This window comes from Synechococcus sp. HIMB2401 (assembly GCF_042883245.1).
In the GTDB taxonomy this organism is placed as follows: Bacteria; Cyanobacteriota; Cyanobacteriia; order PCC-6307; family Cyanobiaceae; genus Parasynechococcus.
On sequence record NZ_JBDJKK010000001.1, the window covers coordinates 782,443 to 795,658 of the forward strand.

A 13,216-nucleotide genomic window follows, 5' to 3' on the forward strand; every position below is an offset into this window, starting at 1 on the left:
GAATCTACGCATGCCGATCCGCTCAGGCCGTCTTAAATGCATCAGCACACATCTCGTCTTGATGCCCAACGCCCAGCATTGGCTCGCCATCGCCCTGGCCGGGAGCGCACTCTACGGTTGCAGCCTGGTGAGAGACCAGCTGGGTCTGACCCCCAAGCCACCGATGACGGCGCCACCGGTGGTGCACGATCAGCCCCGCAGCGCGCCTCTGCAACCGGGGGACAACGTGATCGTGAAGGCGGTGGATCGCGTCGGTCCGGCGGTGGTGCGCATCGATGTGGTGAAGGAGATCTCCAACCCCTTCGGAGGGATTTTTGGGATCGGTCCCTCCAGCCAGCGGCAGCAGGGCCAGGGCTCCGGCTTCATCACCCGGGCCAGCGGTCTGATCTTCACCAATGAGCACGTGGTGCGTGGTGCCGATCAGGTGGCGGTGACCCTGCCGGATGGACGCAATTTCAAGGGCAAGGTTCTCGGCACCGACCCCCTCACCGACGTGGCGGTGGTGAAAGTGGTGGCCGACAACCTGCCGGTGGCGGCCCTGGGCAACTCCGACCAGCTCAAGCCCGGGGAATGGGCCATTGCCATCGGCAATCCCTTCGGCCTGAACAACACCGTGACGGCCGGCATCATCAGCGCCGTCGGCCGCCTCAATGCGATCGGTGACGGCCAGCGGGTTCCCTACATCCAGACCGATGCAGCGGTGAACCCCGGCAACAGCGGCGGCCCGTTGATCAATGCCGCCGGTCAGGTGATCGGCATCAACACGGCGATCCGCACGGCCCCAGGTGGCGGCTTGAGTTTTGCGGTTCCGATCAACCTGGCCAAGCGGATCGCGCAACAGATCGTCAGCACCGGCCAGGCCTCCCATCCCTTCATCGGCGTGCAGCTGATGAACCTCACGCCGCAGCTGGCGCGGGAAATCAACGCCACCAACAGCGCCTGCACGGTGCCCGAGCTGAATGGCGTGTTGGTGAAGGAAGTGGTGAAAGGCACTCCGGCCGCTGCTGCCGGCATCCGCCAGTGCGATCTGATCCTCAAGGTGGAAGACAACCCCGTTCAAACCCCCACCGAAGTGCAACTCGCCGTGGACCGCGGCCAGGTGGAGGAACCGATGCAGCTCACCCTTCAACGCAACGGAAGGGAGCTGATCGTGCAGGTGCGCCCGCGGGAACTGCCTCGCAACAATTGAGATGGTGCAGATCGTTGTGATGGCCCGCTGGCCATCACCGGGCCGATGCAAACGCCGCTTGAGCCGCGATCTCAACCATGAGCTGGGCTTGGCCAACAGCAGCGAACGCGCCACAAGGATCCAAGGGCGGCTCACGCAGCACACCGCTGCGGTGGTGCGGGGCCTCGCCGGCGCCATGGAGATCGAGCCGGTGCTGGCGGTGAGCGGACTCGGCCCCCGTGCGGCCACTCGCTGGGGGCAACAGCTGGGGCTGGGGCAGGTGCGGCTGCAGGGGAGGGGGCAACTCGGCACCCGATTGCGACGGCAATTGATGCACGGCCATCGCCACAACAGGCCCTGCCTCGTGATCGGCACGGATCTGCCCGAACTCAATCCCGATGATTTGAGGCAGGCCGTTGAGCGGTTGAAGCAGCATGACCTGGTGCTGGGGCCAGCCTCCGATGGGGGCTACTGGCTGCTGGGGATCGGCGCATCCCTAATCCGCAGCCCGCAGCTCTGGCCGCTGATCGGCATTCCCTGGGGCGGCCCCAGGGTGCTGGAGGCAACGCTGGAGGCGGCGCGCAGGCGGCAGCTCTCATCGGCCCTCGTGCCCCAACGAAATGATCTGGATCACTGGAGCGATCTGATGCCATGGCAGGGCTGAGCGTTGTGATTCCAACCCTGGATGAAGCCAGCAGGCTGCCGCTGCTGCTGGCGGATCTGCAGCGATGGCCGGAGGAGTTGGAGGTGATCGTCTCGGATGGCGGCAGCAGAGATCACACCCGGGCGGTGGCTCAGCTGGCCGGCGCCACCGTGCTCGACAGCCCCACCGCCGGGCGGGGTCCACAGCTGCGCTGGGGCGTTGGCCACAGCTCCCATGCATGGGTGCTGGTGCTGCACGCCGACAGCCGCCTGCCGGACACCTGGCACCAGAAGCTGGGAGCGATTCTGAGCAGCCCGGAGGGCCAACTCAGCGCCTGGCGCTTCGACTTCAAGGTGGAGGCGCATGGGCGGCCGATGCTGTGGCTGCTGGAGCGGATGGTGAACCTGCGCAGCCGTTGGCTGCAACGCCCTTACGGCGATCAGGGCCTGTTGATTCAGCGCCAGCTGTATGAACGCGTGGGCGGTTACCGGCCCCTGGCGCTGATGGAAGACCTGGACCTGGTGGAACGCCTGAGCCAGGTCGCTCCCCTCCGTTCACTGAACTGTGCCCTGCTCACCAGCGCAGAGCGCTGGCAGAAGCGAAGCGTGCTGGTGCAGGCCTGGCGCAATGCCCGACTGCGCTGGCTGTGGCGGCAGGGGCGATCAACGGAGCAGCTGTTGCGGCTCTACCGGCGCTGAAGGATCCGATCAGTTGGCGTACCAGAAGGCACAGCGATGGCCCTGGGGCTCGAGATCCCAGCCCTGGCCCTGATAGAAGCTGACGACGCCCGGATCAGCGAACAGGCTGACCCGCTCGGTTCCCATCTGATCCAGGGCCTCGAGGATATAAGCCATCATCTGCTTGCCCAGACCATTGCCCTGGTACAGGGGATGCACGGCCACGTCCCAGACGGTGGCTTCGAAAACACCATCCCCGGTGCAGCGCGCAAATCCCACCAGACGGGGCACCCGTGGGTCGTGCCGCCAGAGGCCAACTTTGAGCAGGCTGTGGCTGAGGGCTTTGCGCACCCGGCGAATCGGCCGGCGGCTCCAGCCCACCGCTTCCAGCAACTGCTCGAGTTCCACCAGATCGAAGGGGTACTCCTGGCTGAACACCAAGGTGATCTGGTCATTGGCGCAGGGGCAGAGACGCGCCCTCTGGCCGTACTGCTCCAACAGAGGATCAGCAGGCATAGGCAGAGGAGCGATCACAGACGCGCCAACCCCCGCTCCTGCAGATCAGCCAGCTGGGCGTAGAGCCCGCCACGGGCCCTTAGCTCGCGATGGGTTCCCTGCTCGATCAGTTCACCGCGGCGCAGCACAAGAATGCGGTCCGAGGCTTCCACCGTGGCCAGGCGATGGGCAATGACGATGGCGGTGCGCTTTTGCAGAAGCCGATCAAGATCAGCCTGCAGCGTCGCTTCCGTTGAAGGGTCCATGAAGGCGGTAGCTTCATCCATCACCAACACCGTTGGCTTGCGGATCGCCACCCGGGCCACCGCAAGCAGTTGGCGCTCTCCTGAAGAGAGGTTGCCGCCCCGCTCGCGCAGCTCCGTCTCCAGGCCGTTGGGAAGCTTGGCCAACAGCTCGTTGAGACCAAGCTCAGCACAGACCTGAGCCAGCTCTCGATCACTCACCGACGCATTGAGCCGAAGGTTGTCGGCCACATTGCCGCTGAACAGAAACGTGTCTTGAAGCACGACGCCCAGCTCACGCCGGAGATTGGCCATCGGGATCGTGCGGATGTCCCGTCCATCCAGAAGGATGCGCCCCTGCTGGGGTTCATACAGGCGGCAGAGCAGGCGGATGATCGTGCTTTTGCCCGACCCCGTGGGGCCCACCAGGGCGACATGTTCTCCGGGGGCGATGCGGAAGGAGAGGTTGCGGAGGATCGGATCGTCCGGCCGATAGGCGAAGCTCACGTTCTCGAAGATCACCTCACCGCCACCACCACCCACGTGGGGGAGAACCCCCTTAGCCTCAGCGATCTCGAGGGGCTCCTCCATCAACTCACCTATGCGTTCGACCGCCGTGAGCCCACCCTGGATCTGGGTGAAACGCTCCGCCAGCTGACGCAGCGGATCGAAGAGGCGTTGGGAGGCCAGAATGAAGGTGGTGAGGGTGCCCAGGCCCATGGCGCCATTGGTCACCATCAAGCCGCCAAGGGCCAGAACCAGGGCAATGGCGGCCAGAGCCACCCATTCCAGGAAGGCTGAAATGCTGCTGTCGAAAAAGATCGTTCCGTTCACAGCGCTGCGGTAGTGCATGCCGGTGCGCATGAAGCGGGCGCTGTTCACTGTTTCACGGCCATACATCTGAACCACCTCGAGGCCCTGGAGGTTCTCCTGGAAATCGGCATTGAGCTGGGAAAGCTCTTCACGCACGCGGTAATTGGCCTTGCGGTAACGGCGCTGCAGCCAAAGCACGGCCAGGGTGACGGGCACCTGCGTGAACAACAGCAGCAGCCCCAGCCTCCACTCGATTAACAACATCGTTGAGGCCAGCACCAGCAGGCTCACCAGATCATTGAGCACCCCCACGGCACCACTGCCAAACACCTCAGCCAGGGCATCCACATCGCTGGTGAGCCGTGTGAGCAACTTGCCCACCGGCATGCGGTCGTGAAACCGCAGGGACAGCGACAACGCATGTTCAAACAGGTCGTCGCGGATTCGAGCTGTGAGCCGTTGTCCAACGGCCAGGATGCTGAATTGCTGCACCCCTTGCAGGCCGAGCCGCAGCAGCACGGAAACGAAGTAGAGCCCAATGATCACGCGGATCGAGGCAGAGAGGCTCATCCCCGAAAGGAAGGGAAGACTGGGCTCTCCGCGCAGGACGCCGACGGCCTGGCCGAGCAGAACGGGCTGCAGTGCTCCGGCAAAGGCCAAGGGCAGCAGCAGCAGCAGGGCCACCAGCAGCCGCCGGCGATCCCGCACGAGATAACGGCCCAGACGACGGACCCGGCGCCAGTCGGCGACGGCCCCCATCAGCTGGAGCTCCTGACGGGTGTTGCTGCGCGGATCGCATCAACGATGGAGGCCAAGGGGCCGTGGTCGAGGCGAACCGACAGGGGGTGCCCCACCAGTCGAGCTGTGGAGTGGAACAGGTCTTCGATGGCGATCAGGCCGTTCTCCTGCAGGGTGCGACCGGTGGCCACCAGGTCGACAATCGCTTCTGACATTCCGGTGATTGGCCCCAGCTCCACCGAGCCATTGAGGTGAACCAACTCAACGGGGAGGTCGAGGGCATCGAAATATTCCCGGGCGCAGTGGGTGAATTTGCTGGCGACGCGGCAGTGGGCGGGCAGATCAGCAGCCCTGGTGTAACCACTGCTCTCCTGAACCGCCACGGCCATGCGGCAGCCGCCAAAGCCCAGGTCCACCAGTTGAGCGACGGGGAGTTGATGCTCCTTGAGCACGTCGTAACCCACCACCCCCAGCTGAGCCTGGCCGTAGGCCACATAGGTGGGCACATCGCCGTTGCGAACCAGCAAGGCCCGGGCGCGCCCGCAGGGGGTGGGCACCATCAACTGGCGGTTGTTCTTGTCCAGAACAGCGGAGAAATCAAGACCAGCCGCCGCAAAGCGGGCCACCGAGTCTTTGAGCAGCGCTCCTTTGGCCAACGCGACGGTGATCATGGGTCCAGCGCTGACCGGTTAACCAGGCAGGACTTTAACGATGCATTCCTCACTTCATGCCCTGCCAGTGCTCCAGGACAACGTGATCTGGATCTGGGTGAGGGGCGCGGAGGCCGTGGTGATCGACCCCGCCGTGGCGCCTCCGGTGCGCGAGTGGCTGGACGAACGGCAGTTGAGCCTGGCCGCCGTGCTGCAGACCCATCACCACGCCGACCACATCGGCGGCACACCGGAGTTGCTGGAACGCTGGCCCCAGGCTGCGGTGATTGCCTCCGCTGAGGACAGGGAGCGGATTCCGTTCCAGACCATGCCGGTGCGGGATGGAGACCAGATCACTGTTCTTGGGCACGCGGTGGAGGTGCTGGATGTGGCAGCTCACACCCGGGCCCACATCGCCTTTTTCATCCCGAACCCACAGGGCGGCGAAATCGAGCCCCTGTTGTTCTGCGGAGACACCCTGTTCAGCGGGGGCTGTGGCCGACTGTTTGAAGGCAGCGCTGAACAGATGCATCAGGCCCTGCAGAAGCTGGCGGAACTGCCCGAGGCCACAAGGGTTTGTTGTGCCCACGAGTACACCGAGACCAACCTGCAATGGGCCGTTGAGCAACGCCCCAGCAACGCAGCTCTGGCTGAGCGCTACCGGGAGGTGCAGATGCTCCGTGCCCAAGGAGTGCTCAGCCTGCCCAGCAGCATCGGCATGGAACGCCGCACCAACCTATTCATGCAGGCCGGTTCAGCCGCAGAGTTGGCCGTGCTGCGCCAGCACAAGGACCAGTGGCGGCCGGCATGAGCGATGGCGAAGCAGGGGATCACTAACGGCGATGATCGTGATGACTGCTGTTGAGAACCAACCCATGAGCACCAAGGCCATCACCACTAAAGACGCCCCTGCACCGGTTGGGCCTTACAACCAGGCAGTGCTGGCCGGCGAGTGGCTCTATTGCTCCGGGCAGATTCCATTGGATCCAGCCACCGGCGAGATGGTGGGGAACGGTGATGTGGCGGCGGAAACACATCAGGTGCTGAAAAACCTCTGTGCTGTGCTGAAAGAAGCTGGCGCCACCCCGGCTCAGGTGGTGCGCACCACGGTGTTCCTGGCGGACCTGGGCGATTTCGCAACCGTGAATGGCATCTATGCCGAGGTGTTCGGCGAGGGGGTCAGCCCAGCTCGCGCCTGCGTTCAGGTGGCAGCCCTCCCCAAGGGAGCACGGGTGGAAATCGACTGCGTCGCCTGGCTCGGCAGCTGAGCCTGGCCCGCGGGGGCATAGGTTGGAACTGGCTTCAGTGGTCCTATGCCTCAGGCAAAACTCACCATCGGTGAATTAGAGGCGGGATATCCGATGTATTGCAAGGCGCTGCGGCGTCTCCTCCAGCAGGGAAAAACCGTTCAAGACATTGAGCGCACCGTCTGCTGGGGGCATCTGGAAACGCTGAACCGCTGCTTGCCAACCCGCTACAAATCGCCCTCCTACCTGCTGGCCCTGATCCGCCGCGACCTGGAGAATCCAAAAGAGGATTGAGACGGGTTGTCTCAGCGTTTTCCCAGCGTTCTCGTGGCCAACGCTTCAATTTGAACTGAAAACAAGCGATAAACCAGGCTGAGAAGCAAGGGCCTGGTATGACCCGCTGTATTTTCCGCAAGCCCAGAAGGCGACTCAAGCTGAGCCAGGGACTAGGCGTAGTCACGGTGATGCTGGGAGCTGCCCTTTGCCTGGAACTGCAGAGCGAGCTGAATCCCAAGCCGTCGACGATGCAGGGGACACCCCTGCTGGGAGAACGCGGGACAATGCAGGGATGGAGATCGAACAGCTCGAGCAGATTGCCGCAGTGATCGTGACGGCAGGACTGGTGGCTGGAAATTTCCTGATGTTCACCCCCTGGCGCAATGGGGAGGATCCGAGGCAGCGGCAACCGCAGAGCCTGATGCCCCAGAACGAGTCTGTTCTTTCAGATCGCCCGAAGCCGTACTCCATGAACTCATCCCAACGCTTGGATTCGTGATCTCCTTAGGGTGATTTGATGCACCCACTCGAGCTGTTCGATCGTTTTCGTCGCTGGTTTGGCTGGGTCGCACCAGGACACCAACTGTGGGAACGCAAGCCTGAGCAAGTGGCCCCGGATCGCTCTGATGACTGGCTCTTGGAGCCGCCGAGCCTGGAGGAGGCTCGTTTGTTGTTTCCTCAGTTGGATGAAGAGCGGGCCTTGCTTCGTTACCAACAACTCCGCCTGAAAATGCGGGAGCGTGACGGCCGCGGTTTTTGATCAGCCAGCCCACGGTGCCGCCGGTGCCCTGAGTCAATGCGCGAGTCAGCTCATGTATCGAGCTGAACAGTTGAGCCATAACTGAGGTTCTACGGGACGGGCTAAGACCAGCTTCATCAAGGTGAATGCGTCAGCCGGGTTGCGATTAGAGACTGCACCCGGCTTTCTTATGCCGTCACGGTGCAGCCCGACCTAGCCCGGTTCTGGAGCCCAAAGCTTGCAGCGGGTCTGGCTACTCCTTGTCTTTCCTCAGCTTCTTGAAAGCTGCCATCACGTTGGCAGTGGCTACCGCCTGCGACTCTCCAGTGACCCGCATCCGCCTCTCAACCAGTTTCTCCACGAGCTTCTGGGTGTAGTCCATTCAGCGATGAACCAGGAATGCCAGGACGTAGCCGATCAGCAGACCTTTGCCGAAGGTGATCCACAGCATTTGGTATTTGCTCAGACCAAAGCGTTGTCTGATCCGCTTGATAAACGTCTTATGCCACAGCAGGACAGAGCAGGTCTGCTTCGGCTTCTTCGCCTTCTTTGATTTCTTGGATGTCTTGCCCATCCATCCATCCTGCCCTCAACCAGCCTCAGGTGCCCAGCCCACCTCCTTTGTCCAGGTGGGCGCCCAGAGCTTGCAGCGCTTCATCTTTTTGCACCAACACAGGGCATCGAGCGGAATCATCGCCGCGCATTGGCAATAAAAAACCCAGCCAGAGGCTGGGCTTCTGTTGGATGGAGCCAAGGAGACTCGAACTTCTGACCCCCTGCTGTTCGTGCAGTTGGTCATACAGCCCAAAACAAAGACCCCAGCAGCAACAAGCAACGGCAGATACCGCTGTTGTGCGCCAATTAGTGCGCCAGACCTTCTATTGACGACGCCTACCTGCCAGGAGTAGTACAGACGTACTCACAGGCATGCCATGGAAGCAATGGAGGAATGGGGTCAAGCTGACGACCGCGTAATGCAGCGCAGCTACACCGCTGAGGTCTGCATTTCCTGTGCGTGGTTCACCTACGGAATCGACGCTCACTGCCACACCTGTGTTGGTTGTGCCCTGATGCAGGCACTGCTGGAACAAGGACAACACCTCACCCATGGCTGCCGTAATTGGAAGCCCGTACATCACGTTGAAACCGGACCTGCCGTTGCTGCTTAAGAACGGGTATTGCCGTGGCGATAACCCCAACCAGGACGACTTGCTTTGGCTGCTTCATGGTCCATCTTCCGGCGCAGCAGAAGCTCGTAGAGCATCTTTTGGGCACCGACAGCAGGGCGTATTGCTTGTCCTCTTCAGCCTTGAGAGAGATGCGTTGAAGGCTTGGCGCCATGTGGACCATCAGGTGCTGAGCATCGTGTGAATCAATGCTCAGTTGCAGCTGGTCATGCGCCCAGCGAGAGTCCCGCTGGGCAGATGAACGTGAGCACCCGCATTGAGACATCTTTGCGGTCACAACATCACTGAAACCCTTTCCCTGACTGACTAGAGCCAACGCTGATTCACGTCGTCTGTTGCGCTCAGCTCTGCTGGTTCTGGCCATGGATCAGCAGAGAAGAAAATCGAGAAAGATTCATTTATTTGAGTACTTTATTAACATCAGCGCAGAAGCTATTTAAAGCAATGGACAATTTCAGAGGCAACCTTCAGCATTGGCAGTTCCCAAGAACCAAGTTCCTGCTGCCTGAACAAACGAACTGAATCGTACCAAAAAGTCCGATTACTTTCGGTACCCCATCGCCAGTCAGAAGATTTGTGCAAAAGCAAATACGTCAACTTGCCCATTCCACCCGAAAGATGTGCAACCGATGTGTCGCATGTTATTACTAGATCGCAATTGGCAATAACAGCAGCTGTTTCACCCAGATCCATAGCCTCATCGACTTGCGACTGAAAGCCAACAAATCTTTTTGAGAATGAACATGATTTAACCTGATCAGAATTTACACCTTTTTGCAGAGAAACAAGGGTTAGGTCTAAGGTTTTGGCAAGGACCTCAAAACATTCAAGATCCAATGACCTCCCAAACAGCATTCCACTTTTTTCGGCCTTGGGATTTCCCTTCCAGTTAATAGCTACGATAGGCCTTCGTTCATTAGACATTATCGCGCGCCACTTCCTGAGAAGAATTTGATCTGGAACTATATATGGCTTATCAACAATTGGATTATTTGGTGTAACACCAAGCAATCCAGGAACTGAAAGCAATGGCACCCAGGTGATGCCAGTCATCCCTTCAACCTGCCCAGGAGTGACTGGAGCGTGATCAATTCCAGATGACTTGATCACCGAATGGAGCTGCTCATTTGCGCAGATTCTGGTAGTAATTCCAGCCATTCTTAGCGGCAATACATAACGCATAAATTGCAGCGTATCTCCAAGACCTTGTTCACCAATTAAAAACAACTCCTTGCCATAAGGCAATTGCTGTCCCGTCCATCTACTCCAACAAGATTTAGCCTCAGGAATACCTAAATCCCTCTGACATTGCAGACGATACTCAAATCTTTCCCAGCCTTTAGAACAATTACTAGCAAGCAGCTCTGCCAGAGCAAGATCCATCTGGAGATCCGGGCATTCTGGCCTCAATAAAACCGCTTTACGGTAAGAATTAATAGCGTTATCTATCATACCATTTTCATGATATGCATATCCCAAATTACTAAAGAACACTAAAGATTCAGGATCAAGCTTGATAGCAGCCTTATAGCAACAAATTGCATCGAGATAGCGCCCTCTCTTTTTGAGAAGACTTGCGAGTGTATTGTAAGCATCTGAAGAGTTTTGATTTATCTGCAACGCTTTAAGCACCAAAAGCAAGGACTTTTTTACCTGATTTCTTTGCGCGTAGATCATCGCAAGATTTGCGTATGATAAATAAGTAGCCAGGCCGCTCTGGATTAATTCCTGGTATATTATTCTTGCATCATCAATCCTATTTAACTTTATCAACTCCGCAGCCATAATCTCCTTGCTATTTGATGTCATTTTCCAAAATCTTAAATCTCTAATGCTGGACCAAGAAGTCTCACATACATTATACCGCGACAAGAATATGGAGGCAAGCAGCAAAAATTGGCGCGTCTAAACAAGAAAGCATTTGCCCAATCCCAGCAGATCAGCCTGAAGCATTTCGAGGTATTTGTTATGACTTGCGGGCTCCTTCTTGATTGCTAAATTGACTCAAAATTACAGGAGAAATAATAAATACAAAAGTACAATTATTTAAACTGAATAAGCAATACCAGACTTATGGACCCAGCAATCATTTACGGCCATTTGGCGCACCTTTTGGCGCACTAAAAATGATATTTAGCCGTTTTGCACTAGAAAAGCGGCCCGTGTGGACCGCTCAGATGCCAGTACTGCACTGGCTTTTCTTGTGAATGGAGCCAAGGAGACTCGAACTCCTGACCCCCTACATGCCATGAAGAGGGACAACCCTCATGAGACAGCTTGCGGGAGAGAGGATCTCAGAGATTGCAGAAACCCAGCTGTACTGGATCTCTACTGGCAAGTTGGAGCAAAAATAGTGACCTCTCAGATTCGCGCAACCCATATCTGACTGCGGCATACATCCACGAGGGAAGGCACTCTCAGCACAAGCGCCTCAAAGGCAGATAAAAAAATGGGCGGCAGGGAATGCCGCCCAATCGGGGTATGAATGCGTCGAACCGGGTGGTCCATGCCCAGCATCACCGGTGCAAAGGAAGCGTCGAGGGCACTTTTTACAAACTGCCAAAAAAGTGGGGGTGTTCCCTAAGCACCCCCGCGTTCGACGCATCGCCCCCTTTCACCGAAAAGGAAGCAACTAGAGAATGACGCGAGGGATGACAACACAACGTCGCCATAACGACCGAACGACTACTTGGGTCACGGGACACACAAAAAAGGAGGGTTCCCTACTCCCTCCCAAGAAGACGCATTCACCCCTCCAGAGAGGGTTGATGGAACTTTCACAACCCTGGAGTGCTGCCGCCATCCGTAGAAGCGCGCATTTAAAAGGCGGGTGGGGAACCCGCCTGAAGGTCGTTGAGACCTGGTTTGTCGTCCTAATCGGTCTCTGACCTCATCCCTGTTCTAAAGCGATTCAGAGCAGCGGGGCATGAGAGGAACTACGCAGAGGAACGCCCTGGTTAAGCGTCCAGGCACCCAGGGCTTTCGCTCGACGACCGACAGAAGAAGTGACGGCTCCTGCCGATGGGATTAATCAACACCTGCTGATCGCCTACTGATACCCCAATCTGGGATCAGGCTTTCTTGCCGGAGGGCTGTGGTCGGTGCAAGGCACGTTGAGAGCAATCTCAGTGATTTCAGCCTCGAAGGCAATGAGCGTTAACTCGGATAGCCATTAACCGCTGACGGGTGGAAAGTATGTCCATCGAGATCGGAGGAGCCCATGACGGCCGACACTCCACCTGAGCAAACAGCAGAAGCAGCCTGACTTTTCTGGCCCCTGCTCCAACTTTTCAACCGAAACGTGAGCACTTCGTCTGTGACGACATTGATGGTCGTCTGATCAGTCGATTCTCCTCTGCACCGTTCGTAGGTGCCCCGCAGGAGACCTGCATCACACCTGGACCCAATGGCCCCAGGGTTGCCAACAGCCAGACGCTTCGACCCTCTTTCTTTCCTGAAGTGACGGGTTGAACCATGCACAAACGAGCGAGCTAGGCCGTCTCTTCCAACTGGGAGGGGCGGCCTTCCTCTTTGAGATCAGGCCAATCGTCCCCAAATTGGGAATAGGCCAAAGGACGACTTCAGAAGTAGAAATGCACTATCAATTCAAGCGTCATGAAGCTCGATCTCGCTAACGCCCAAGCCATGGGAAGCCTCATTGTTGAGGGTGTGCACAAGCCGTTCCGTGCACTCGCCTGCGCGCTTCGTCCTTCTGTTATCCGAATTGGTAAGAAGAAGAAGATCGAGGCCTAGAGGTAGTCCAGGGGGTTTGCGCCCTACGCCTATTTAAAAAACAAAAAGCACCGCTGGATTCAGCGGTGCTTTTTGCTGAAAATCCTTGAACTTATGCTCAATCAGCTGACACCAGCAGCGGAGACAGCGGGCTGCATCAATCCTCCTCCACCATTATTCGAATCGTCGTCGTCAGAATTACCAGCAGGCTGAGCAAGTGCATAGATCGCAATAGCGACAGAACAAACGATGCTGCTCAGTAGCTCGAGGGGAAAGGCAGTCGAACCAGTTGCGACAAAATCTCCCATTCCTGAGCCTGCTTAACTTTTCTAAATATAGCTGCAATACAGCTTTACGTCATAAGAGGTGCCCCTCGATCTCTGCCTAATCAACAAGGGATGACGTCGCCTCAAGCTCAAACAGAGATCACCAAAAAGCCAAGACAACAAAAAGCCCCCTCCGAGGAGGGGGCTTTCCGATTCAGTTGATCTGAACCGTTTGTTGATTCCAGATCAACCGATGGCAGGAGCCTGCAGAGCCACAGGAGTGGACTCAGCAGCAGCCAGGTCGAGGGGGAAGTTGTGAGCGTTGCGCTCGTGCATCACTTCC

15 protein-coding genes are annotated in these 13,216 nt (G+C 58.2%); 10 read left to right on the forward strand and 5 right to left on the reverse strand.

The window, feature by feature from the left end; translation table 11 throughout:
• Positions 1-61: 61 nt before the first annotated feature.
• Genes AAXE93_RS04840 through AAXE93_RS04850 form a run of 3 tightly spaced genes read left to right on the forward strand, consistent with a single transcriptional unit; the run spans position 62 to position 2,509 of the window.
• On the forward strand, positions 62-1,189 hold the full coding sequence (locus tag AAXE93_RS04840) for a trypsin-like peptidase domain-containing protein (RefSeq protein ID WP_390128567.1): 1,128 nt from the start codon (positions 62-64) through the stop codon (positions 1,187-1,189).
• A 1-nt stretch (position 1,190) separates the two neighbouring features.
• Positions 1,191-1,832, forward strand: coding sequence for a TIGR04282 family arsenosugar biosynthesis glycosyltransferase (locus AAXE93_RS04845; RefSeq protein WP_390128570.1), 642 nt, complete (start codon positions 1,191-1,193; stop codon positions 1,830-1,832).
• The gene (locus AAXE93_RS04850; RefSeq protein WP_390128572.1) at positions 1,820-2,509 is read left to right on the forward strand and encodes a TIGR04283 family arsenosugar biosynthesis glycosyltransferase; all 690 of its coding nucleotides are present in this window, start codon (positions 1,820-1,822) and stop codon (positions 2,507-2,509) included. Before AAXE93_RS04845 ends, AAXE93_RS04850 begins: the two co-directional genes overlap by 13 nt.
• Positions 2,510-2,518: 9 nt before the next feature.
• On the opposite strand, the gene AAXE93_RS04855 is transcribed toward AAXE93_RS04850, so the two are convergent.
• Genes AAXE93_RS04855 through hisG form a run of 3 tightly spaced genes read right to left on the reverse strand, consistent with a single transcriptional unit; the run spans position 2,519 to position 5,447 of the window.
• Complete coding sequence (locus AAXE93_RS04855; protein ID WP_390128575.1) at positions 2,519-3,004, reverse strand: GNAT family N-acetyltransferase; 486 nt, start codon at positions 3,002-3,004, stop codon at positions 2,519-2,521.
• Between the two features lie 14 nt (positions 3,005-3,018).
• Positions 3,019-4,797, reverse strand: a complete 1,779-nt coding sequence (locus tag AAXE93_RS04860; protein WP_390128578.1) for an ABC transporter ATP-binding protein — start codon at positions 4,795-4,797, stop codon at positions 3,019-3,021.
• The gene (gene hisG, locus AAXE93_RS04865) at positions 4,797-5,447 is read right to left on the reverse strand and encodes an ATP phosphoribosyltransferase (protein WP_390128580.1); all 651 of its coding nucleotides are present in this window, start codon (positions 5,445-5,447) and stop codon (positions 4,797-4,799) included. Before hisG ends, AAXE93_RS04860 begins: the two co-directional genes overlap by 1 nt.
• 40 nt (positions 5,448-5,487) lie before the next feature.
• Here hisG and gloB point away from each other — a divergent pair, with 40 nt between their 5' ends.
• The 5 genes from gloB to AAXE93_RS04890 all read left to right on the forward strand — a co-directional run bounded on the left by gloB (position 5,488) and on the right by AAXE93_RS04890 (position 7,709).
• Positions 5,488-6,237 carry a hydroxyacylglutathione hydrolase gene (gloB, locus tag AAXE93_RS04870; RefSeq protein ID WP_390128582.1) on the forward strand — a complete coding sequence of 250 codons (750 nt, stop codon included), beginning with the start codon at positions 5,488-5,490 and terminating at the stop codon, positions 6,235-6,237.
• A 64-nt stretch (positions 6,238-6,301) separates the two neighbouring features.
• Complete coding sequence (locus tag AAXE93_RS04875) at positions 6,302-6,694, forward strand: RidA family protein (RefSeq protein ID WP_390128698.1); 393 nt, start codon at positions 6,302-6,304, stop codon at positions 6,692-6,694.
• Positions 6,695-6,739: 45 nt separating this feature from the next.
• Positions 6,740-6,967: a DUF3136 domain-containing protein gene (locus AAXE93_RS04880; RefSeq protein ID WP_006850228.1), complete on the forward strand. Its 228-nt coding sequence runs from the start codon at positions 6,740-6,742 to the stop codon at positions 6,965-6,967.
• Between the two features lie 187 nt (positions 6,968-7,154).
• Positions 7,155-7,448: a hypothetical protein gene (locus tag AAXE93_RS04885; RefSeq protein WP_390128585.1), complete on the forward strand. Its 294-nt coding sequence runs from the start codon at positions 7,155-7,157 to the stop codon at positions 7,446-7,448.
• A gap of 18 nt (positions 7,449-7,466) precedes the next feature.
• Positions 7,467-7,709 carry a hypothetical protein gene (locus AAXE93_RS04890; RefSeq protein ID WP_390128587.1) on the forward strand — a complete coding sequence of 81 codons (243 nt, stop codon included), beginning with the start codon at positions 7,467-7,469 and terminating at the stop codon, positions 7,707-7,709.
• Positions 7,710-8,070: 361 nt separating this feature from the next.
• Here the strand turns inward: AAXE93_RS04890 and AAXE93_RS04895 are convergent, their stop codons facing one another.
• On the reverse strand, positions 8,071-8,262 hold the full coding sequence (locus AAXE93_RS04895) for a hypothetical protein (protein WP_390128589.1): 192 nt from the start codon (positions 8,260-8,262) through the stop codon (positions 8,071-8,073).
• A 358-nt stretch (positions 8,263-8,620) separates the two neighbouring features.
• Here AAXE93_RS04895 and AAXE93_RS04900 point away from each other — a divergent pair, with 358 nt between their 5' ends.
• The gene (locus AAXE93_RS04900; RefSeq protein WP_390128591.1) at positions 8,621-8,857 is read left to right on the forward strand and encodes a hypothetical protein; all 237 of its coding nucleotides are present in this window, start codon (positions 8,621-8,623) and stop codon (positions 8,855-8,857) included.
• A 450-nt stretch (positions 8,858-9,307) separates the two neighbouring features.
• On the opposite strand, the gene AAXE93_RS04905 is transcribed toward AAXE93_RS04900, so the two are convergent.
• Complete coding sequence (locus tag AAXE93_RS04905) at positions 9,308-10,660, reverse strand: tetratricopeptide repeat protein (protein ID WP_390128593.1); 1,353 nt, start codon at positions 10,658-10,660, stop codon at positions 9,308-9,310.
• Between the two features lie 1,830 nt (positions 10,661-12,490).
• On the opposite strand from AAXE93_RS04905, the gene AAXE93_RS04910 reads away from it, so the two are divergent.
• Entirely contained in the window at positions 12,491-12,628 is a 138-nt protein-coding gene (locus tag AAXE93_RS04910; protein WP_390128595.1) for a hypothetical protein, read from the forward strand.
• The last annotated feature ends 588 nt before the right edge of the window (positions 12,629-13,216 follow it).

Excerpts from the sequence above, each read along its gene's own strand:
- AAXE93_RS04880 (WP_006850228.1), top strand. The coding sequence starts at position 6,740 with ATGCCTCAGGCAAAACTCACCATCGGTGAATTAGAGGCGGGATATCCG.
- AAXE93_RS04900 (WP_390128591.1), top strand. The coding sequence starts at position 8,621 with ATGGAAGCAATGGAGGAATGGGGTCAAGCTGACGACCGCGTAATGCAG.
- gloB (WP_390128582.1), top strand. The coding sequence starts at position 5,488 with ATGCATTCCTCACTTCATGCCCTGCCAGTGCTCCAGGACAACGTGATC.
- AAXE93_RS04840 (WP_390128567.1), top strand. The coding sequence starts at position 62 with ATGCCCAACGCCCAGCATTGGCTCGCCATCGCCCTGGCCGGGAGCGCA.
- AAXE93_RS04890 (WP_390128587.1), top strand. The coding sequence starts at position 7,467 with ATGCACCCACTCGAGCTGTTCGATCGTTTTCGTCGCTGGTTTGGCTGG.
- hisG (WP_390128580.1), bottom strand. The coding sequence starts at position 5,447 with ATGATCACCGTCGCGTTGGCCAAAGGAGCGCTGCTCAAAGACTCGGTG.
- AAXE93_RS04850 (WP_390128572.1), top strand. The coding sequence starts at position 1,820 with ATGGCAGGGCTGAGCGTTGTGATTCCAACCCTGGATGAAGCCAGCAGG.
- AAXE93_RS04910 (WP_390128595.1), top strand. The coding sequence starts at position 12,491 with ATGAAGCTCGATCTCGCTAACGCCCAAGCCATGGGAAGCCTCATTGTT.
- AAXE93_RS04895 (WP_390128589.1), bottom strand. The coding sequence starts at position 8,262 with ATGGGCAAGACATCCAAGAAATCAAAGAAGGCGAAGAAGCCGAAGCAG.
- AAXE93_RS04855 (WP_390128575.1), bottom strand. The coding sequence starts at position 3,004 with ATGCCTGCTGATCCTCTGTTGGAGCAGTACGGCCAGAGGGCGCGTCTC.
- AAXE93_RS04875 (WP_390128698.1), top strand. The coding sequence starts at position 6,302 with ATGAGCACCAAGGCCATCACCACTAAAGACGCCCCTGCACCGGTTGGG.
- AAXE93_RS04860 (WP_390128578.1), bottom strand. The coding sequence starts at position 4,797 with ATGGGGGCCGTCGCCGACTGGCGCCGGGTCCGTCGTCTGGGCCGTTAT.
- AAXE93_RS04905 (WP_390128593.1), bottom strand. The coding sequence starts at position 10,660 with ATGGCTGCGGAGTTGATAAAGTTAAATAGGATTGATGATGCAAGAATA.
- AAXE93_RS04845 (WP_390128570.1), top strand. The coding sequence starts at position 1,191 with ATGGTGCAGATCGTTGTGATGGCCCGCTGGCCATCACCGGGCCGATGC.